This window comes from Massilia aerilata (genome assembly GCF_042656905.1).
In the GTDB taxonomy this organism is placed as follows: Bacteria; Pseudomonadota; Gammaproteobacteria; order Burkholderiales; family Burkholderiaceae_D; genus Telluria; species Telluria aerilata.
The window spans coordinates 599,343-619,840 of sequence record NZ_JBHSMZ010000001.1 but is presented as its reverse complement, the minus strand read 5'-3'; the positions used below and the strand labels follow the sequence as shown (position 1 = coordinate 619,840).

The 20,498-nt window shown below is 68.6% G+C and carries 18 protein-coding genes; 9 read left to right on the top strand and 9 right to left on the bottom strand.

The annotated features are described in order from the left end of the window. The first annotated feature begins 132 nt into the window (after positions 1-132). Positions 133-2,265, top strand: a complete 2,133-nt coding sequence (locus ACFPO9_RS02730; protein ID WP_379766683.1) for a TonB-dependent receptor plug domain-containing protein — start codon at positions 133-135, stop codon at positions 2,263-2,265. Here ACFPO9_RS02730 and ACFPO9_RS02725 read toward each other — a convergent pair. Continuing rightward, positions 2,262-2,639, bottom strand: coding sequence for an SgcJ/EcaC family oxidoreductase (locus ACFPO9_RS02725; protein WP_379766680.1), 378 nt, complete (start codon positions 2,637-2,639; stop codon positions 2,262-2,264). The genes ACFPO9_RS02730 and ACFPO9_RS02725 overlap by 4 nt on opposite strands. A gap of 162 nt (positions 2,640-2,801) precedes the next feature. On the opposite strand from ACFPO9_RS02725, the gene ACFPO9_RS02720 reads away from it, so the two are divergent. From ACFPO9_RS02720 to ACFPO9_RS02690, 7 genes are read left to right on the top strand one after another with little or no spacing between them, the layout of a single operon-like run. Then, positions 2,802-4,439: an AMP-binding protein gene (locus ACFPO9_RS02720; RefSeq protein WP_379766677.1), complete on the top strand. Its 1,638-nt coding sequence runs from the start codon at positions 2,802-2,804 to the stop codon at positions 4,437-4,439. A gap of 7 nt (positions 4,440-4,446) precedes the next feature. Beyond that, positions 4,447-6,822 carry a bifunctional salicylyl-CoA 5-hydroxylase/oxidoreductase gene (locus ACFPO9_RS02715; RefSeq protein WP_379766674.1) on the top strand — a complete coding sequence of 792 codons (2,376 nt, stop codon included), beginning with the start codon at positions 4,447-4,449 and terminating at the stop codon, positions 6,820-6,822. Further along, entirely contained in the window at positions 6,822-7,577 is a 756-nt protein-coding gene (locus ACFPO9_RS02710; protein WP_379766671.1) for an SDR family NAD(P)-dependent oxidoreductase, read from the top strand. The genes ACFPO9_RS02715 and ACFPO9_RS02710 overlap by 1 nt, the downstream gene beginning before the upstream one ends. 26 nt (positions 7,578-7,603) lie before the next feature. Then, entirely contained in the window at positions 7,604-8,065 is a 462-nt protein-coding gene (locus tag ACFPO9_RS02705) for a MarR family winged helix-turn-helix transcriptional regulator (protein WP_379767585.1), read from the top strand. Positions 8,066-8,069: 4 nt separating this feature from the next. Further along, positions 8,070-8,924, top strand: coding sequence for an enoyl-CoA hydratase family protein (locus ACFPO9_RS02700; protein ID WP_379766668.1), 855 nt, complete (start codon positions 8,070-8,072; stop codon positions 8,922-8,924). A gap of 1 nt (position 8,925) precedes the next feature. Next, positions 8,926-10,083, top strand: coding sequence for an acyl-CoA dehydrogenase family protein (locus ACFPO9_RS02695; protein WP_379766665.1), 1,158 nt, complete (start codon positions 8,926-8,928; stop codon positions 10,081-10,083). After that, positions 10,083-10,481 carry a RidA family protein gene (locus ACFPO9_RS02690; protein ID WP_379766662.1) on the top strand — a complete coding sequence of 133 codons (399 nt, stop codon included), beginning with the start codon at positions 10,083-10,085 and terminating at the stop codon, positions 10,479-10,481. Before ACFPO9_RS02695 ends, ACFPO9_RS02690 begins: the two co-directional genes overlap by 1 nt. Here the strand turns inward: ACFPO9_RS02690 and ACFPO9_RS02685 are convergent. The 8 genes from ACFPO9_RS02685 to ACFPO9_RS02650 form a co-directional block, all read right to left on the bottom strand. After that, on the bottom strand, positions 10,478-11,122 hold the full coding sequence (locus ACFPO9_RS02685; protein ID WP_379766660.1) for a hypothetical protein: 645 nt from the start codon (positions 11,120-11,122) through the stop codon (positions 10,478-10,480). The genes ACFPO9_RS02690 and ACFPO9_RS02685 overlap by 4 nt on opposite strands. 27 nt (positions 11,123-11,149) lie before the next feature. Continuing rightward, a complete protein-coding gene (locus ACFPO9_RS02680) occupies positions 11,150-12,421 on the bottom strand; it encodes a cyanophycinase (protein ID WP_379766657.1) in 1,272 nt (423 codons plus the stop codon). Between the two features lie 101 nt (positions 12,422-12,522). Then, on the bottom strand, positions 12,523-13,395 hold the full coding sequence (locus ACFPO9_RS02675) for an EamA family transporter (protein ID WP_379766654.1): 873 nt from the start codon (positions 13,393-13,395) through the stop codon (positions 12,523-12,525). Beyond that, positions 13,392-14,624, bottom strand: a complete 1,233-nt coding sequence (locus ACFPO9_RS02670) for an MFS transporter (RefSeq protein ID WP_379766651.1) — start codon at positions 14,622-14,624, stop codon at positions 13,392-13,394. Before ACFPO9_RS02670 ends, ACFPO9_RS02675 begins: the two co-directional genes overlap by 4 nt. Positions 14,625-14,665: 41 nt before the next feature. Continuing rightward, positions 14,666-15,328: an HD domain-containing protein gene (locus ACFPO9_RS02665; protein WP_379766648.1), complete on the bottom strand. Its 663-nt coding sequence runs from the start codon at positions 15,326-15,328 to the stop codon at positions 14,666-14,668. Continuing rightward, entirely contained in the window at positions 15,309-15,995 is a 687-nt protein-coding gene (locus ACFPO9_RS02660; protein ID WP_379766645.1) for a ribonuclease HI family protein, read from the bottom strand. Before ACFPO9_RS02660 ends, ACFPO9_RS02665 begins: the two co-directional genes overlap by 20 nt. A 74-nt stretch (positions 15,996-16,069) precedes the next feature. Next, positions 16,070-16,618, bottom strand: a complete 549-nt coding sequence (locus tag ACFPO9_RS02655; RefSeq protein ID WP_379766642.1) for a hypothetical protein — start codon at positions 16,616-16,618, stop codon at positions 16,070-16,072. 313 nt (positions 16,619-16,931) lie between these two features. Beyond that, entirely contained in the window at positions 16,932-17,159 is a 228-nt protein-coding gene (locus tag ACFPO9_RS02650; RefSeq protein WP_379766639.1) for a hypothetical protein, read from the bottom strand. A 196-nt stretch (positions 17,160-17,355) separates the two neighbouring features. Here ACFPO9_RS02650 and ACFPO9_RS02645 point away from each other — a divergent pair, with 196 nt between their 5' ends. Further along, a complete protein-coding gene (locus tag ACFPO9_RS02645; RefSeq protein WP_379766636.1) occupies positions 17,356-20,475 on the top strand; it encodes a penicillin-binding transpeptidase domain-containing protein in 3,120 nt (1,039 codons plus the stop codon). Positions 20,476-20,498 lie beyond the last annotated feature (23 nt).

Genomic DNA, 20,498 nt, shown 5'->3' with positions numbered 1-20,498 from the left:
TATTTACGTGTCGGCAACTGAAGCCCGTGAAGATGACGGAAAATGGCGCTCCATTTCAACTTTGAACAGATTGACATGCCAGCCGCCTTTCCATGCCGTTTGAGCCTCGTCGCTGCCGCCGTTGCGGCCGCCATGGCTCCCGTCCACGCCCAGCAGGCGCCTGTTTCGAAAGAACAGGCGCCGGCCGGGGAATCCCGGAAAATCCAGCAGGTCGAAGTGAAAGGCGCCGCCGCTTCCTACGACCCGCGCCGCGACGACACCGCCAGCAAGATCGTCGTCAATAACGAGGAGATCGTCAAATACGGCGACACCAACGTGCTCGACGTGCTCAAGCGCGTGCCCGGCGTGACCGTCAGCAGCAGCGGCCGCGGCGGCGAGATCCGCATGCGCGGCCTCGGTAACGGCTACACGCAGATCCTGTTGAACGGCGAACGCGCGCCGGCCGGCTTCGACATCAGCTCGCTGTCGCCGGAAGTGATCGAGCGCATCGAGGTGCTGCGCGCCGCCAGCGCCGAGTTCTCGACCCAGTCGATCGCCGGCACCATCAACGTGGTGCTGAAGAAGTCGGTCAAGGCCGCGCAGCGCGAACTGAAGCTGGGCTATGGCCATGGCGCGGCGCAGAACAGCCCGACCGCCAGCCTGCAGCTGTCGGACAAGCTCGGCAAGCTCTCCTACTCGTTTGCGATGAACGTGTTCCAGAACCGTTTCACCAACGAGCCGGAGACGACTGAAAGCTTCTTCAATCCGGCCGGCGTCATGACCGGCCTGCGCCAGAGCGAAACCCCGCAGGACGCCCGTATCAGTGCGGTGAACCTGACCCCGCGCATCAACTATACGTTCGAGAACGGCGATACGCTGACCTCGCAAACTTTTGCCAACTGGGCAAACTTCAGCCAGGTCGAAGCCGGCCGTATCGAGACGCTCCTCGGTCCTATCCCCGCCTATCCGCGGCTCGACCAGAGCATGACCAACCATAACCACGTGTTCCGCGAAGAGCTGAACTGGGTCCACAAGTTCGAATCCGGCGCCAAGCTGGATGCGAAGCTGAGCGGCCTGTATGTCGGCGCCGGCAACTCGATGTACCGCTTCGGCGGCGGCAATCCGGCCGCCACGCCGCTGCGCGCCTTCATCGAATCCGACGCCGCGATCCGCGGCCTGACCTCGACCGGCAAGTACACCAGCAGCCGTTTCGAGGGCCACGCGCTGGCCTTCGGCTGGGACGGCGGCTACCAGAGCGGCGACGACCGGCGTCTCGAACGCGACGCCGCCGCGCCGGCGGTCCCGCTGCCGGGCGGCGACGAGTTCTATGAATCGGCGGTGTCGCGCCTGGCCGTGTATGGCCAGGACGAGTGGAACGTGACGCCGGCCTGGTCGGTGTACCTGGGCGCGCGCTGGGAAGGCATCCGCACCTCGACCGAAGGGAATACCTATGCCCAGGTGAAGAACAATTCCTCGGTCCTGAGCCCGATCGCGCAGACCCTGTACAAGATCCCGGGCACCAAAGGCGACCAGCTGCGCCTGGCCGTGACCCGCACCTACAAGGCGCCGAACCAGCAGCAGATCATCCCGCACCGCTTCACCTCGGTGAACAACAGCCAGACCGAACCCGATTCGATCGGCAACCCGAACCTGAAGCCGGAGCTGGCGCTGGGCATCGACGCCTCCTACGAGCATTACTGGGCCGAGGGAGCGCTGCTGTCGGCCAGCGTGTCGAGCCGCCGCATCACCGACTACACACGCAGCCTGGTGGTGTTCGACGGCGCGCGCTGGGTCTCGACCCCGACCAACAGCGGCAATGCGAAAACCTACGGCGTCGAACTGGAAGCCAAGTTCCCGCTGAAGGCGGTGATGGAAACGACGACCAACCTCGACCTGCGCGCCAGCCTGTCGCGCAACTGGTCGACGGTGGACTCGGTGCCGGGCCCGGACAACCGCCTGGACGGCCAGACCCCGCTGTCCGCGACCCTGGGCGCCGACTACAAGACCGGCGCGTTGACCCTGGGCGGCAGCTATGTCTTCAAGAACGGCGGCTTCGTGCGCGTCTCGGGCAACCAGATCAGCTACCAGTCGGTGCGCCGCGATCTCGACCTGTACGCGCTGTGGAAGTTCACGCCCAAGCTGCAGCTGCGGGTGGCGACCGCCAACCTGCTGGCCCAGGACAACATCAGCCAGAGCAGCTATACGACGGCGGCCGGGACCCAGACCAGCCGTACCTTGAACCCGGTGCATCGCAGTGTGCGGGCGACGGTGGAGATGAAGTTCTAAGCTGTGTTGAACATGTCGCGGTGCATGCGCCATGCGCCGTCGACCTTGCGCCAGACCACCAGGTAGCGACCCTCCGCCGCGAGGACACGGTCGCCGCCCGGCGCCGCCGCGTAGAGCTGGTAGCGGCCGAGCTCGGTAGCAAGCGCATCGTCGCCGTCCACTTCGTCGGTGGTGAAGCGTGCGCCGGCGATGCCCTTGTCGAAGGCGCCGGCAAAGAAGGCGGCGATCGCGGCGCGGTCGGCGCAGGCGGGCGCGCCCTGGGGGATCAGGCGCGCATCGTCGGTGTAGAGCGCCGCAGCTCGTGCAGGGTCGCGCGCCGCGACGGCGTCGGCAAGGCGGTCTTGTGCTGCTTGAATCTCATCTTTCAGAGCCACGGGCTAACCTTTCGATGGAGTGGGGCAGGATTCGCGAACCAGCGAACCGTTTGATGATACGCCGGGTTTTTGCAAAAACGCAATTCCCCTTGTCCTGAATTTGCTTTAGGCTTAAAGTATCTGCCGGTGTCCACCGAACGATCTTTTCTCCGGAGCCGCTTCATGACAAGCCCAGTTACAAGCTCTTCCGCTGCAGAATCAAGTTTCACGGCCCACGTCGACACCTTCGCGCGGGACCACCTTCCGCCACGCGAGCAATGGCCGGACCTCGTGTTCGATCTATCCGAACTCCAGTACCCGGCGCGGCTGAACTGCGTGGCCGAACTGCTGGACGCCCACGTGGCCGCGGGCCGCGGCGAACGCACGGCCGTCATCGGCGATCGCCTGCGCTGGACCTATGCGGACCTGCAGCGCCAGGTCGACCGCATCGCCCGCGTGCTGCGCATCGACATGGGCCTGGTGCCGGGAAACCGCGTGCTGCTGCGCGGTGCGAATTGCCCGATGATGGCGGCCTCGATTCTCGCGGTGCTCAAGGCCGGGCTGGTGGCCGTGCCGACGATGCCGCTGCTGCGCGCCCGCGAACTGGGCGTCATCTTCGACAAGGCGCAGGTGAACGCGGTGCTGTGCGCGCGGTCCCTGGCCGGCGAGCTCGAACAGCTGGCGGGGCATCCGCCGGTCGTCTGGTTCGACGATCCCGGCAATGCGGACGGGCTTGAAGCGCGCATGGCGCGGCATGCGGATCCCTTCGCGGCGGTCGATACGGCCGCCGACGACGTCTGCCTGATCAGCTTCACCTCGGGCACCACGGGCGTCCCCAAGGGCACCATGCACTTCCACCGCGACATCCTGGCGATCTGCGACTGCTTCCCGCGCCACACGCTCAAGGCAAGCGCGGACGATGTCTTCATCGGCACGCCGCCGCTGGCCTTCACCTTCGGCCTGGGCGGGCTGCTGCTGTTCCCGCTGCGCTTCGGCGCGGCCGGCGTGCTGCTCGAAAAGCTGACGCCCGAGGGCCTGCTGGCGGCCATCGAGGCCTACGAAGCCACGGTCTGCTTTACCGCGCCCACCTTCTATCGGCAGATGACGCCCCTGGCGCCGCGCTTCGACCTGGGCTCCTTGCAGAAATGCGTGTCGGCCGGCGAGGCGCTGCCGCTGGCCACCCGCGAGGCGTGGCAGTCCGCCACCGGCATCGCCATGATCGATGGCATCGGCGCCACCGAGATCCTGCACATCTTCATTTCCGCCAGCGGCGACGAGATCCGCCCCGGCGCGACCGGCAAGCCGGTGCCGGGCTACCGCGCCTGCATCCTCGACAAGGACGGCCAGCCAGTGGGGCCTGGCACGATAGGACGCCTGGCGGTCAAGGGGCCGACCGGCTGCCGCTACCTGGCGGACGAGCGCCAGCGCAACTACGTGCTGAACGGCTGGAACCTGACCGGCGACGCCTACGAAATGGACGGCGACGGCTATTTCCACTACCGCGCGCGCACCGACGACATGATCATCTCGGCCGGCTACAACATCGCCGGCGCCGAGGTCGAGGACGTCCTGCTCACCCATCCGGCGGTGCTCGAGTGCGGCGTGGTCGGCCGGGCGGACGAGGAGCGCGGCCAGATCGTCGAAGCCCATGTGGTGCTCAAGCCAGGCCACGAGGCATCCGCCGACATGGTGCGCGCACTGCAGGACTACGCCAAGCAGCACATCGCGCCCTACAAGTATCCGCGCGCCGTGCGCTTTACCGACAAGCTGCCGCGCACGGAAACGGGCAAGCTGCAGCGTTTCAAGTTGAGAGCTCAGTGACTATCTTATGAATATCGTTTGCATAGGCGGCGGACCGGCCGGCCTGTATTTTGCCCTGCTGATGAAGAAGCAGAGTCCCGATCACCGGATCGTCGTGGTCGAGCGCAACCGGCCCTACGACACCTTCGGCTGGGGGGTGGTGTTCTCCGACCAGACCCTGGGCAAGCTGGAGGCCAGCGACGAGCCGACCGCGCGTTCGATCCTGCAGGCCTTCAACCACTGGGACGACATCGACGTCTTCTACAAGGGCGCGCGCGTGACCTCCGGCGGCCACGGCTTCTGCGGCATCGGCCGCAAGCGCCTGCTGAACATCCTGCAGCAGCGCTGCGAGGAGCTGGGCGTCGAGCTGGTGTTCGAGACCGATGTGCGGGACGACCAGGCGATCGCGGCGCGCTACGCCGCCGACCTGGTGATCGCCGCCGATGGCCTGAACAGCCGCATCCGCACGCGCTACGCGGAGACCTACCAACCCTTTGTCGAGACGCGCCGCTGTCGCTTCGTCTGGCTGGGCACGAAGAAGAAGTTCGACGCCTTCACCTTCGTGTTCAAGGAGACGGCGTTCGGCTGGTTCCAGGCCCACATCTACCAGTTCGACGGCGACACCTCGACCTTCATCGTCGAGACGCCGGAAGACGTGTGGCGCAAGGCCGGCCTGGCCGACATGCCGCAGACCGATGCCATCGCCTTCTGCGAGCGCCTGTTCGCCGAGCACCTGGACGGCCACCCGCTGATGTCGAATGCCCGCCACCAGCGCGGATCGAGCAACTGGATCGCCTTCCCGCGCATCGTCTGCGAGCGGTGGGTGCACTGGCATGGCGGCGTGCCGGTCGTGCTGATGGGCGACGCTGCGCACACGGCCCACTTCTCGATCGGCTCCGGCACCAAGCTGGCGCTGGAGGATGCGATCGAGCTGGCGCGCTGTTTCTCCGCGCACGCCGACGATTTTAAAGCCGCCCTGGCCGCCTACCAGGCCAGCCGCTCGGTGGAAGTGCTGAAGATCCAGTCCGCGGCACGCAATTCGATGGAATGGTTCGAGAACGTCGAACGCTACAGCGCGCTGGAAGCCGAGCAGTTCGCCTACTCGATGCTGACCCGCAGCCAGCGCATCTCGCACGAAAACCTGCGCCTGCGCGACCCCGGCTATGTGGCGCGCTTCGAGGACTGGTTCGCGCAGCGCGCCTGCGCGCAGGCCGGCGTCCCGCTCCCCGCGGGCGCCCATGTGCCGCCGATGCTGACGCCTTACCGCATGCGCGAGGTGGTGCTGAAGAACCGCATCGTGGTCTCGCCGATGGCCCAGTATTCGGCCGTCGACGGCGTTCCCGGCGATTACCACCTGGTGCACCTGGGCGCGCGCGCCATGGGCGGCGCGGCGATGGTGTTCGCGGAGATGACCTGCGTTTCGGCGGACGCCCGCATCACGCCGGACTGTCCGGGGATGTACACGCCGGAGCACACGGCCGCGTGGAAGCGCATCGCCGGTTTCGTGCATGGGCATACCGATGCGAAGATCGCGATCCAGCTCGGCCACGCAGGGGCCAAGGGCTCGACGCGGGCGATGTGGGATGGGATCGACCAGCCGCTCGCCGCCGGCAACTGGCCGCTGATTTCCGCCTCGGAGCAGCAGTACCTGCCCGGCATCTCCCAGATGGCGCGCGCGGCGACGGCGGAGGACCTGGACCGTGTGGAAGCCGACTTCGTGCGCGCCACGCTGGCGTCCCATGAAGCCGGCTTCGACTGGCTGGAACTGCACTGCGCCCACGGCTACCTGCTGTCCTCCTTCATCTCGCCGCTGACCAACCGCCGCACCGACGAATACGGCGGCAGTCTTGAAAACCGCTGCCGTTATCCCTTGCGCGTGTTCCGCGCGATGCGCGCCGTCTGGCCTGAGCACAAGCCGATGAGCGTGCGCATCTCGGCCCATGACTGGGTCGAGGGCGGCATCACGCCGGAAGACGCGGTGCAGATCGCGCGCCTGTTCAAGGACGCCGGCGCCGACATGATCGACTGCTCGTCGGGACAGGTGAGCAAGCAGGAGAAGCCGGTGTTCGGGCGCATGTACCAGACCCCGTTCGCGGACCGCATCCGCAACGAAGCCGGCATTCCGGCCATCGCCGTCGGCGCCATCTTCGAGGCCGACCACGCCAACAGCATCATCGCGGCGGGCCGCGCCGACCTGTGCGCGGTCGGGCGACCGCACCTTGCCGATCCGGCCTGGACCCTGCACGAGGCGGCGAAGATCGGCTTCACCGCCATCGCCTGGCCGAAGCAGTACCTGGCCGGCAAGGCGCAGCTGGAGCGTAACCTGGAGCGCGAACGCCAGCTGGCGGCCGCGAATACCGGCCTGTCGCCGCAGCAGGTCGCGGCGCGGCTGCTGGAGGGTTGATGGAAACGCTCAAGGGGAAACATGCCGTGGTGACGGGCGCCAGCCGCGGGATCGGGCTGGCGATCGCGCGCGGCTTGCTGGAACAGGGCGCGCGGGTCACGCTGATGGCGCGCTCCGCCGAAGCACTGGACGCGGCGGCGCGCGGCTTGGGCGGCGGCGTGGCATGGCAGACGGTGGACGTGACCGACCCTGCCAGCGTCGAACAAGCCTTCAAGCTGGCAGGCGCGGTCGACATCCTGGTCAACAATGCCGGCCAGGCGGTATCGAGTCCCTTCCTGCGCACCGACGCGGCAACGTGGCAGCGCATGCTGGACGTGAATCTGAGCGGCGCTTATCACTGCATCCAGGCCGCGCTGCCGGGCATGCTGGACGCCGGTTGGGGGCGGATCGTCAACCTCGCCTCGACGGCCGGGCTGACCGGCTACCGCTACGTCGCCGCCTATTGCGCGGCCAAGCACGGGCTGGTCGGCCTGACGCGCGCGCTGGCGCTGGAGCTGGCCGCGAAAGGCGTGACCGTGAACGCGGTCTGCCCGGGCTATACCGACACCGACATCGTGCAGGACGCGGTCGCCAATATCGTGCGCAAGACCGGCCGCAGCGAAGAACAGGCGCGCGCCGAGCTGGCGTCGGCGAATCCGCAGGGACGGCTGGTGCAGCCCGACGAGGTGGCGCATGCGGTGACGATGCTGTGCCTGCCCGCGGCGTCCGCCATGAACGGCCAGGCCATCGCCGTGGCCGGCGGGGAGGTGATGTGAAGCCGCAGGGCGAGGCATCGCCGGACATGACAGCGCGCCTGACCGGCGAGCACCACCAGGCGCTCAAGCTGTGGCTGCGCATGCTGGCCTGCACGGTGCGGGTCGAGGACGCCATCCGCAGCCGCCTGCGCACCACCTTCAGCATCACGCTGCCGCGCTTCGACCTGATGGCGCAGCTGGAACGCGAACCGGAAGGCCTGCGCATGGGCGAGCTGTCGAAGCGCATGATGGTCACCGGCGGCAACGTCACCGGCATCGTCGACCAGCTCGAACGCGAGCAGCTGGTGGCGCGGGTGCCGGACCCGCTCGACAAGCGCGCGTCGATGGTGACGCTGACGCCGGCCGGGCGCAGCGCCTTTGCCGAAATGGCCACCGTCCACGAAGGCTGGATCGCAGAACTGTTTGCCGACATTCCGCCTTCGGACAAGAACAAGATGATATCGCTGCTCGACACCATGAAGCGGCACCTGAACGAGCACAAGGAGTAAGACCATGCGACACCTAGCCGGCGAACCGCATACGCTGCCGCGCAACCGCAATAACCTGGCGGGCTACCGCGCCGAGCATTTCCTGTACGAGGCCGTCGATGGCGTCGCCACCATCACCCTCGACCGCCCGGAGCGCAAGAACCCGCTGACCTTCGAGTCTTACGCGGAACTGCGCGACCTGTTTCGCGCGCTGGCCTACGCCGACGATGTGAAAGCCGTGGTGATCGCCGGCGCGGGCGGCAATTTCTGCTCGGGCGGCGACGTCCACGAGATCATCGGTCCGTTGACGAAGCTGGACATGCCCGGCCTGCTAGCCTTCACCCGCATGACCGGCGACACCGTCAAGGCCATGCGCGCCTGTCCGCAGCCCATCGTGGCAGCCGTGGACGGCGTGTGTGCTGGCGCGGGCGCGATCCTGGCGATGGCCTCCGACCTGCGCCTCGGCAGCACCCGCAGCAAGACCGCCTTCCTGTTCGCGCGCGTCGGCCTGGCCGGCTGCGACATGGGCGCCTGCTCGATCCTGCCGCGCCTGATCGGCCAGGGACGGGCGGCCGAGCTGCTGTACACCGGCCGCTCGATGACGGCCGAGGAGGGCGAGCGCTGGGGCTTCTTCAACCGCCTGTGCGCCCCGGACGCGGTGCTGGCGGAAGCGCAGGCCCTGGCGCGCGGCCTCGCCGGCGGCCCGACCTTTGCCCACGGCATGACCAAGAAGATGCTGCAGCAGGAGTGGAACATGGGCATCGACGAAGCCATCGAAGCCGAGGCCCAGGCCCAGGCGATCTGCATGGCGACCAACGACTTCCACCGCGCCTACCACGCTTTCGTGGCCAGGCAGACGCCCCTGTTCGAAGGAGACTGAGATGGCGGACAAATCTTATCTGGCGTGGCCCTTCTTCGACGGCCGCCACGCCGACCTGGAAGCGGCGCTCGACGGCTGGGCCGGCGATCACGTGCGCGGCGTGCACGGACATGATGTCGATGCCGGCTGCCGCCAGCTGGTGCGCCTGCTGGGCGAGGGCGGCTGGCTGCGCCATGCGATCGCCGGCGATGGAGAGGCGATCGACACGCGCGCCATCTGCCTGATCCGCGAAACGCTGGCGCGGCATAACGGCCTGGCGGATTTCGCCTTCGCCATGCAGGGCCTCGGCGCCGGTGCGATCAGCCTGTTCGGCACTGCGGAGCAGCGCGAGCATTATCTGCCGCGCGTCGCACGCGGCGAGGCCATCGCGGCCTTCGCGCTGTCCGAACCCGGCGCCGGCTCGGACGTCGCGGCGATGCAGTGCGCGGCCCGGCTGGACGGCGATGCCTACGTGCTGGACGGCGAAAAGACCTGGATCTCGAACGGCGGTATCGCCGACTTTTACATCGTATTCGCCCGCACCGGCGAGGCGCCTGGCGCGCGCGGCATCAGCGCCTTCATCGTCGATGCCGGAACAAAGGGCTTCGAGATCGCCGAGCGCATCGAGGTGATCGCGCCGCACCCGCTGGCGCGCCTGCGCTTCGACAACTGCCGCATTCCGGCATCGCAGCGCATCGGCGGGGCCGGGCAGGGCTTCAAGGTGGCGATGGCGACGCTGGACGTGTTCCGGACCTCGGTGGCCGCCGCCGCGCTCGGCTTCGCGCGCCGCGCCATGGATGAAGCGCTGGCGCATGCGACGACGCGCCGGATGTTCGGCGGCGTGCTGTCGGACTTCCAGCTGACCCAGGCGAAACTCGCCGAGATGGCGACCCGGATCGACGCCAGCGCGCTGCTGACCTACCGCGCCGCCTGGCAGCGCGACCGTGGCGGCAAGGTGACCAAGGAAGCGGCGATGGCCAAGATGACGGCCACCGAATCGGCCCAGCAGGTCATCGACGCCGCCGTTCAGATGTTCGGCGGCCTGGGCGTCACCAGTGGGCATCCGGCCGAGCAGCTCTACCGCGAGATCCGCGCCCTGCGCATCTACGAGGGCGCGACCGAAGTGCAGCAACTGATCATCGCGCGCGAACTGCTGCGCGAAGCAAAGGAATCGACGTGATGGATGTACTCCAACCCCCAGGCTGGCCGCGTCCGCGCGGCTATTCGAACGGCGTCGCGGCGAGCGGCCGCCAGGTGTTCGTGAGCGGGATGATCGGCTGGAATGCCGATGGCCGCTTCGAGAGCGACGATTTTGCGATGCAGGCGCGCCAGGCTTTGCTGAACGTGGTCGAGGTCTTGCGCGAAGCAGGCGCCGGGCCTGAACATATCGTGCGCATGACCTGGTATGTGGTCGACAAGTGCGAGTACCTGGCGGCGTCCGCCGATCTGGGAGCGGCTTACCGGGAGATCATCGGCAAGCATTATCCGGCGATGACGGCGGTGGAAGTCCGGGCCCTGATCGAGGATCGGGCCCGGGTGGAGATCGAGGTGACGGCGGTGGTGGCGGATTCGGTTTAAGGATGCTCTCTTGTACCGGATGCGCCCGCAGTATGGCCGCTACGCTGCTGCGCTTCAGCCGGGTCAGGCGAATCTGCGGCTTGCGAAGCAGTGAGCGCGGCTGGCAGCACAGGTGTGGGCGCCGGGCTCAATGCTGTGTCGATCAGTCCGCCCGCGCGATTCATACTTTTCCGAACGGCGTTTGGGTTATTGAGTACGTGCGCCATTGCCTCGCGCTCACCGTGTTGTTTTGCCATGTTTTTTCCTTTCTCAAGAGAATCTAAACCGACGCTTATTCCTATCAATGCCGAAAGAACTACCCCACTCCCAAACAGCACGAGCACAGCGCGATCCAAATACCCCAGGACGGGATCCTGGCCGCGCTGACCCCTTAGAACCTTTTCGAGATAAATCTGATTTTTACGGAACATAACGAGGATTACGCCAATTACTCCGGCAAAGCATAAAAGCGCCGCGACATATAGGGAAAGGATACCGGAGGACGTCATCTCCCTGGTCGTTAACAGCGTTATCAGCCAGCCTGTTGCGCCCGCAGCCAACGTCAATATGCTTCGATCGTGTTCCAGGGCGGACGCGTACCACGCGTTGAGAGTCTGTGAATGAAACTCGACGTGTTTTTGTTCTACTAATGGGTTGCTCATGGCCGTACCGTCAAGAGGGTTTGATTGTCAGTACACCGCATTGCCAAGCACTTTCCCGTCCGCAGTACCGTAGTAGTAAGGGCCGCTCAGCGACGACCCATCCCCATAAGTCTGCACCGCCTGCGCCGCCCAATCCGCCACATTGAAAGTCGCGGCGACCCGGAAGCTGAATTGAGGCGCCGCCGGATAAGGCGAAGGCTTGGCCGGCTGCGCGCTCAGGCGATATACCTGGATGCCGGTGTTATCGACCAGCGGCTTGCCGTCCACGCACTTGCTCGGCGCCCGGTTGTACTTGATGAAATAGGCGGAATTCTGTGCGGTGTAGGCGGGCGTCGTGTTTTCCGGATTGTAGGGATTCACCGCCAGTTCCGCGCGCGCCTTGCCCGGCTTGCCGGAGATGAGCAGCGCCGTCTCCTCGTCGATGCCCATGCCCACCACGTCACTGAAATTCTCCACGCCGCCGGTGCAGCCGTTGCCGATACGAGCGACGAAGGAAAACAGGCGGCCGAGCCGGTCGCGGGTATTGAAATGCGGGTCGGTGATGGTATTGTCCAGCGAAGAGACATTCAGGAACGGCCCCTTTTGCACGAATTTGTCCGACGAGGTGTTCAAGGGATCGATCGTCATGTACTTGTTGAACGGGTCCTTCAAGGCCTTCGTCGACTCGACCGAGCCATTCAGCGCCGCGAACGCATATTCGCCCAGCATCGCCGTGCCGGCGCTGGTGCCGCCGACCGGAATGCCGGCGCGGATGGCTTTCTGGATTGCTTTGTTCAGCGAGGTTTCCTGCCACTTGTTGTAGTAATCGGCCTGGTCGCCGCCGGCGATAAAGATGGCGCTGGCGCGGGCGATCACGTTCAGCACGAAGGGATCCTCGGCCGCCGCGCGGTTGGGGATGACCAGGGTTTCGACCGAGGTGAGTCCCAGGTCGACGCCGCCGACCATTTCATAATTACGCGAGGTGGTCGTATCGACCTCGCCGAGGCGGCTGTAGATGTAGGGGTTGTAGGCATCGGATCCGGTGGCGCGGATGATCACGAAGCGGCCGCCCGTGACTTTCGTGATGCCGGCCCGCGCAATCATCCAGCGGAATGCCTCGCCGACGTCGTAGCCGCCGCCGACCAGCGCGACCGAGGGGCTGCAGTCGCCCTGCGCGCACGAGATAGGGGTGGGACTCGATTTCGCATAGTCCGGATTTCCCAGATACGAATACGTATAGTCTTTTGCCGCCAAGGCAGGGTTCGATGCCGATGCCAGCAGGAACGCTGCGGCAAGCAGGGGCTTGTTACGGACTTGCATGAAACCTCCGTCGGGTTGATGGTGGGCCGGCAGAGCCCGCCACACGACCTTAGCAAATCCGACGAATCGAAAATACGCAAATTGTCACGAATTCATCGTGTTCATGCCAGCCGCATGGCAATCGCGCCACAGGCGATCAGCCCGGCCGCCAGCAGGCGTCCGCGGCCCACGTGCTCGCGCAGGAACAGCGCCGCGATCGCGGTGGCGAACAGGATCGACGACTCTCTCAATGCCGCGATGGCCGCCACCGGCGCCAGCGTCATGGCCCACAGAGCGATGACGTAGGAACCGAGGGTACTGACGCCGCCGACCGGCAGCAGCAGCGGCCGGGCGCGAGCCAGCGCCGCCAGCGCGCGTATGCGCCCGCGCGCCGCCCAGGCAAGGACCGCCGCACCGGTCAGCAGGAAGATCCACATCGTGTAGGCGGCCGGCGCACCCGAGCGGCGCACGCCGGCGCCGTCGATGAGGGTGTACAGCGCGATCACGCAGGCCGTCACCAGCGCGAACACGGTGGCGCGGCGCTGGTGCCGCGCCGGCTGCGCGGCCGCGGGCGCCGAAAGGAGCATCGCCAGCACGCCGCCGCAGATCAGGCAGACGGCCAGCCACTGTGCGCCGCTCAGGCGCTCGCCGGTCAGCAGGCCGTTCGACAGCGCCACCAGCAGCGGCGCGCTGCCGCGCATCAGCGGGTAGGCGTGGCTCATGTCGCCGTGCTGGTAGGTTTCGATCAGCAGCAGGTAGTAGACGGTCTGGGTCAGGCTGGAGGCGGCGATGAAGGGCCAGCTGGCGGCGGCGGGCGCGGCGAGGAAGGGCAGCAGCAGCCCGCTCGCCAGCGCGCCGCCGGCCACCACCAGCACCGTGGACAGCAGCGGATCGCCCTGGCCGGCGCGGCCCTTGACCAGCGCGTTCCAGGTGGCATGCAGCAGCGCGGCGCCCAGCACCGCGGCGATCACATAAGCCGGTATGCCGGTGCTCACGCGTGGGCGTGGGCGCGGAAGTAACGGCGCGCGACGACGATCGCCGCCGCCTGCATGGCCGCGCACAGGAAGAAGGGCCCGCCCAGGCGCCAGTCCTGCGGCGGCAGGTGGCTGGCGGCGCCCAGCAGCCAGGTGCCGAGCAGCGGCATCAGGATCACGCCCAGGCTGCCGACCGACTGCAGGGAGCCCATCAGCTCGCCCTGTTCGGCGCTGCCGCTGGTCTTGGAGATGATGCCCTGCAGGGCCGGTCCGGCGGCGAAGGCCAGCAGGTTACACAGGATGAAGACGTACATCATCCAGCCCTGGGTGGCAAGGGCGTACAGCAGGTAGGTGATGGCGCCCGAGGCAAGACCCAGCAGGGAAAGGCGCACTTCGCCGAAGCGCCGGATCAGCGCGGACAGCAGGCCGGCCTGCACCACGATGCTGGCGATGCCGACGCAGAACATGGCGATGCCGTTGTCGCGCGGCGTCCAGCCGAAGCGGAAGGTGGTGTACAGCACCCAGATCGATTGCAGCATCATCTGGGCGAAGGTGACCAGCGTGTAGGTGAGGACCAGGCCGCGGATCTCGCGCCTTCGCAGCAGGCGCGCCAGGCCGCCGAAGGGGTGAATGTCGCTCAAGCGGAACGGCTTGCGCTGGCCGGGCGCCAGCGATTCCGGCACCGCGATCCAGCCGTAGACGAAGTTGGCGGCCGACAGCGCGGCGGCCACGTAGAAGGGCAGGTGCAGCGAGACGTTGCCGAGCAGGCCGCCCAGCACCGGGCCGCAGACGAAACCCATGCCGAAGGCGGCGCCGATCTTGCCGAAGCTTTTGGCGCGGTCTTCGGGGCGGGTCACGTCCGAGGCATAGGCCGAGGCCACCGACATGCTGGCCGAGGAGGCGCCGCCGATCACACGGCCGATGAACAGGCAGGCCAGGTTGGGCGCCCAGGCCGTGGCCAGGAAGTTGATGCACATGCCGCCCATCGAATACAGCAGGATGGGCCGGCGTCCGAGGCGGTCGCTGGCCGCGCCGACCATGGGCATGAACAAAAACTGCATCAGGCCGAACACCGCCGCCATCAAGCCGTACCACAGCGACTGCTGCTCGTTACCGTGGACGAATTCGCCGACCAGCGCCGGCAGCACCGGCACGATCAGGCCGATGCCCAGCATGTCGATGAACACGCAGATCAGGACGAAGTTCAGGTTGCCGGCCGAGGGCTTGGTGAGGGTCGCGGTGCTGGTCATCCCCTAATGGTAGCACTGTCAACGACAGATCCTGTCAGGAGTCAGCCGCCGCACCACTCGGCGGCAAAATCGTCGCGGAAGTCCATCAGCGCGGCAAGGCGCTTTTCGCCGAGCCGCCGTCCGGCCGCGGTCTGCATCATCCCCGGCAGGCGCGCCAGCTTGACCATGATGTGGTCGAGCGAATACGCCTGGTCGTCGAGCGGGCGGTCGCGCGCCAGCGGGTCGCTGCCGTGCGCCAGGCCGCGCCCCATTTTCCCGGAAATATAGAACATGCGCGCCAGCCCGACCAGGCCAAGGCCGTCGAGGCGGTCGGCGTCCTGCACGATTTGCGCTTCCAGCGTGCGCGCCGTGATCGCAGCGGAAAAGCTGTGGGCCTCGATCGCATGGGCCAGCGCGTCCATTTTCTCGAACGGGAAGCCGAGCGCCGGCAGGCGTTCGCGCGCCAGCTCGGCCGAAAGTCGCGAGGCGGTGGCGCGGGCCGGGTCGTTCTTCGGCAGGTTGACCAGGTCGTGCAGGTAGCAGGCGGCCAGCACCACCAGCACGTCGGCTTCCGGGTGGTCGGCCAGCAGCGATTGCGCGTTGCGCCAGACCCGGTCCAGGTGGCTGGCGTCATGGGCGCCGTCGGTGTCGCCGGCGGCGCATTCGAGGGCAAGGGCGGCCAGGCGTGTGCGCCAGGCGTCCAGTTCAGGGGTGTTCAGCTGCATCAGTATTGGAAGTGGTTGAGTCGTCGAAGGCGCGCTGCGACAGCGCGTCCGCCTGGGTGTTCTTGTGGCGCGGGATCCAGCGCAGCGCGAGGCCGTCGATGCGGGCCATCAGGGCGCGCGCGGCGGCGCGGTAATCGTGCAAGGACGGCGCGGCCTCGAAATCGGAACCGGAGACGTCGCCGATCACGACCTGGCTGTCGCCGTACACCGTCAGGCTGGACACGCCGCGCGCGACCGCGGCGTCGAGCAGGGCGATCAGCGCACGGTACTCGGCTTCGCTGCTGTTGCCGTAGCCGGCCGGCTGGGAGATCTCGACGCTGCCGTCCGGGCCTTCCAGCCGGGCGCCGATGCCGCAGCGGCCCGGATTGGGGCGCGCCGAGCCGTCGAACCAGGCGCGCCAGGTGCTGGCGGCGCCCTCATGGCGGCGGGCCTGGCGCTGGCGCGACTGTTCGCGCAGGGCGTCGCGGGCGGCGTTCCGGCTGGCCTGCGCCTGCTGGTCGGCGGTGCGGGCGTCGACCAGGGCGGCGAGACCGGCCTGGCCGGCCTTGAGCTCCAGTGTGCGGCGCAGCGCCTGTTCGTCGCTGAGGCCCTGGGCGGCGGCCAGGCGCCGGCTGGCCGCGCGTTCGCCCTTGTAGGCGATTTGTTGAAGACGGTAATGCTCAATCATGCCGGCAGGATACCTGAAAATGAAAAAAGCGCCGGCAAAGCGGCGCTTTCAAGGGAAGGGATCGCTCTAGCCGATTAGCGGCGATAGGGGTTCTCCGGACGGTGGTCGTAGCGGTTCGGCACGCCGTCGCCGTCGCGATCGCGGTCATAGCGGTTCGGGACACCATCATGGTCCTGGTCGCCGCGCCCGCCGCGGCGGCCGTGCTCGTAGCGGTCGGGAATGCCGTCGCGGTCGCGGTCGTAGCCACGGCGCACTTCGTAACGGTCCGGGATGCCGTCGCGGTCACGGTCGCGGTAGCCGCGGTCGTAGCCGCCATAGGCGCTCCAGGCTGCCGGGCGCATGGCCCAGCCGCCGCGGTCCTGGTACCAGGTCGGCGCGTTGTAGACATAGCCCGGGCGTTCGGCAATCCAGTAGCCCGGCGCCCACACGTGGCGGTGGCCGTTCCAGTTCCAGTAACCCGGCGCCCAGACATAGCCGTGGCGCGGCGCCGGGACGCGTTCGTACAGGGGCGCCGGCGGCGCGCTGCCGATGTAGAGGCTCACGTTGCTCGCGGCAAGCGAAGGCAGGGGAGCGGCGGCTGCGCCGGCAAGGATCAATGCTGCGAGGGTATAGGTAGATTTCATGTTCGGTCTCCAGTCCAGTGCGGATCAAGATGCGTTTGCGACGATTCCACTATAGCCCGCTGCACAGCGGCTGTGCGTGCTTGAAAGACTCGCTTACATCTGAAACAGAATTCAGCCGTTCTGCGATGCCTGGCAGCCACATTGCGTATGGAAATGAGCGTACGGAAACCTGCGCGGCCTGGAGGCGCGGTGGAAAGGGGATGAAACGGGGAGGTGAGACGGAGGAGGTAGGGCGGTGAAGCTGAGGCGGCGATTCAAACGGCCGCGGGCAGGGTCCGGCAGGGATGCCGGTGCCGCCCGCGGACGCCGGCGTTCAAATCTTGCTCCCGGCGCGTTCGGCCTGCAGCGAGGCGCGTTTTTCGGCCTCGGTCATGCGCTTGGCGGACACGTGCACGATCGGCATGTCTGGCTGGACGGCGACTTCGATCCTGGCAGGCACGCCGGCCTGGGCGGGCGGGATCGCATCGACAGCCACGCTGGCCACGCCGGCGACGCTGAGCGAAAACAGGAAGGCGGCTTCCATGTGCTTGAGGACGTTCATGATGATTCTCCTTTCGGTTGGGGTGGTAAATCGTGTTTCGATGTGAGCACTGTATCCACGCCGGCCTTTGGTCTCCAGCGGCTTGCGACAGGCGGTCAAAAAAGCGGGATGAAATGCGAAAAAGCGCGGCCGAAGCCACGCCCTTTCCGGCGCCCCCGGCTAGGGACGCTCGACAAAGACGAGTGGGAGAGCGGGCATGATGGGGACGGTGTTCGAGGCCCTGGCGGCGGGACAGGCGCGCTGGCGGCGCGCGCGCAACCTGCGGGCGGGACAGGCAGGCGCGGGGCCGCGCAAGCAGGCGCCGGCGCGCGCGCTGCCGGGCGGCCCACGCGCCCTGCGCTGGCTGGGCGCGGCCTGCTGCCTGCTGGCTTTGGCCGGCGCCGCTGCGATTGCCGTGCATGCGCGCTGGATCGCGGCCTCGGGCGAAGCGGCGGCTGCAGGACCAGCCGGGCTGGCAGCGCTGCAGGCTGTCCTGCCGGGCGCCGCCTTCACGGTGCCGTCCGGGCCGGCGGCCGTGCTCGAGCCGCACGCCGGCGCCGCGCTGCTGATCCTTTCCGGCCTGCGTCCCGAACCGGCCCAGCGCATCGACCTGTGCAGCCAGATGCCGGACCCGGCGCACGGACGCCTGCTGCCGCTGCGGATCGGCTACCGCTTCGACGAGGTCGCGGCGCTGGCGGCGCGCAACGCCACGGCAAGCAGCCCGGTCGCGCTGCGCAATGTGATGCTGGCGGATGAGGCCATGCCGCACGTGCTGGTCAGCGGCAGCGCCGCGGCGCCCGAGCTGCGCTGGGAGGGCTATCCGGCGCGCTGGGCCGGCGATGCCGGCGCTGCTTCGTTCGCGGCCGCGGCCGCCGGCCAGGCGCGGCTTGGCCGCCAGGGCTGGCTGCTGTGGGACCGCAAGGCAATGCGCATCCTGCGCCGGCCGAGCAGCGCCTGCGCGGCTGGCGAACTGGTGCTGCAGCTGTTCCGTCCATCGGGCGCGCCCGGCCCCCGCGCACTGGTGCTGGCTTTCCCGGCCGCGGGCGCGCCGGTGGAAGCCTGGCTGGCGCCGGGCGCTTACCGCGTGCCCCGGCAGGCCGCGCCGGCCATGGAAGACCAGCGCCTGTTCGAGGCCTTGCTCGCGCATGGCCTGGTGCGCATGACAGCGGACGGCCTGGCCGAGCTGGCGCCGCCCGATCTGGCGGCCTGGCGCACACAGGGCCGCACCGGCTGGGACCAGGTGGACATGGGCCCCGACACCCAGCGCCTGCTCGAGCGTCTCTACCGCCACGCCGACGGCGACTTCGTGCGCGAGCAGGTCCGCATCTTCAACAGCGAGCGCCGGCTGCTGGCCTGGCGCCTGCGTCCCGCGCCAGGCTTCGATGCGCCCAGCTGGCGGGTCGAAGCCGCCGGTGCGCCGGCGCCGCTGGCCCGCGACCTGCCGGCCGCCGCGACCCGCCTGTTCGCGCGCCTGCCGCAGGGCTGGGGCGGCTGGCAGCGGGTCGCCGCCTGGCCGCTCGGCGGCGAGCTTGCCCGCCTGCGCCTGTCCCTGCCTTCGCCGGCGCGCGAGGGCGAGGCGCTGCAGCTGATGCTGGTCGGGCGCCTGGCCGGCGTGACCGGCGCGCGTCTGCGTTCCGCCACACCGGCCTGCGGAGGGCGCGCCTGCACCGGCGCCGGCGAAGTGCAGATCCTCGACCTGGCGCTGGAGCCGGGCGCGCGCGAACTGGTCCTGGACGCCGCGCCGCTGGGCATGGACGCGCTGGCGGCGCCGGGCGATGCGCGCTACCGCCATCTGGCGCTCAAGGACGGTGCGCTCGCCTGGCAGCAACTGCCGGCGGCGCAGGGACGGCGCGGCGGCGCGCAGGCCGAAGTGGCGCTGGCGGACCGCCGCGGGCGCAGCCTGTGGGCCGATGGCGCCCCTAGCGAAGCCGCGCGCCTGGCCGGCCTGGCGCCGCTGCTGGGCGTGCAGGCCGGGCATGCCAACAGCGTGGCGGGCATGCTGGCGCGCCTGCCCGGCGCCGGCGGCCACCGGGCCGGGCTGACCCTGGATCTCGAACTGCAGGCGCAGGCGCAAGGGGCGCTGGACTGCATCGCGATGCGGCGCGGCGCCTGGGATGGGCGGCGCTGCAGCGGCGGCGCCGCGGTCCCGGCCGGGCGCCAGGCCGGCATGGTGCTGCTGGATGCGTCCAGCGGCGACATCCTGGCCGCGGCCGGCGCGGGCGCGGGCCAGGTCGACGCCGCCAACTGGGCGGAGGCGCGCGACTTCGACCGCATCGATCCGGCCGCCAGCCCGCTGCGCCTGCCGGCCTTCCAGCACGACGGCGGCGCCGAGCGCAGTCCCGGCTCGACGTTTAAAATCGTCAGCGCCCTCGGACTGGAGCTGGCGGCGCGCCAGGATCCGCGCCTGGAAAACCTGCTGGCCGGAGAGCCGCTGGCCGCCATCAACGCCGGCGCGGCGTCGCGCGGCTACGCCTTCCGCACCGATGCGCCCACCTATCCGGTCGACGGCCGCGCGCGCATCACGAATTTCCGCGACCAGGGCCTCGACCGCCGCGCCCAGGACGGCCGTCTCGGCCTGCAGCAGGCTCTGACCTATAGCCTGAATACCTGGTTCGCCTGGACCGGGGAGCTTTCCGACCGCAGCCTGCTGGGCCGGCCCGAGGGCGGCGCGCCCGACTTGCAGCCCCTGAGCCCGGGGGCGCTGGACCAGGTGCGGCCGATCGTCGCGATGGCGCGCCGGCTGGGCTTCGGCCAGGCGCTGCGGCTGGACGGCGGGCTGCTGCCCGCGGACTATGCGTGGTCGGCCTGGGACGCGCTGCAGGCCAGTCCCAGCGGCATCGACCCGGTCCACACCCGCCACGAGTTGCGCCAGATGGCGATCGGTCTGCGCATGCAGGCCACGCCGCTGCAGATGGCGCTGGTGGCGGCCTCGGTGGGCGAGGGCAGGGTCGTCGCGCCGCGCCTGCTGGCCAGCCTGGATGGGCGCGCGGCGCAGGCCTCGACGGGGCCGGCGCTGGACGTGCGCCTGGACCGCATCCGCGCCGGCATGAAGGGCGTGATCGACACCGGCACTGCCGCCGGCGCCTTCCGCGGTGGCGAGCTGGCGGCGCTGCGCCCCGGTCTGTACGGCAAGACCGGCACCGCCCCGGTCGGCGACGGCGAGCTGGCCACGGTCTGGTTCACCGGCTGGCTCGAACCCGGCAGCCTGCCCGGACAGACCCGGCGCCTGGCCTTCGCGGTGTTCGTCAGCCGCTCGGAAGAGACGGGCGGCGCCCATGCCGCGCCGGTGGCCGCCGCCGTGCTGCGCGCCATGCAAGGCAGCAAATGGACGCCTTAGTACTAATAGAAGGGTGATTACCG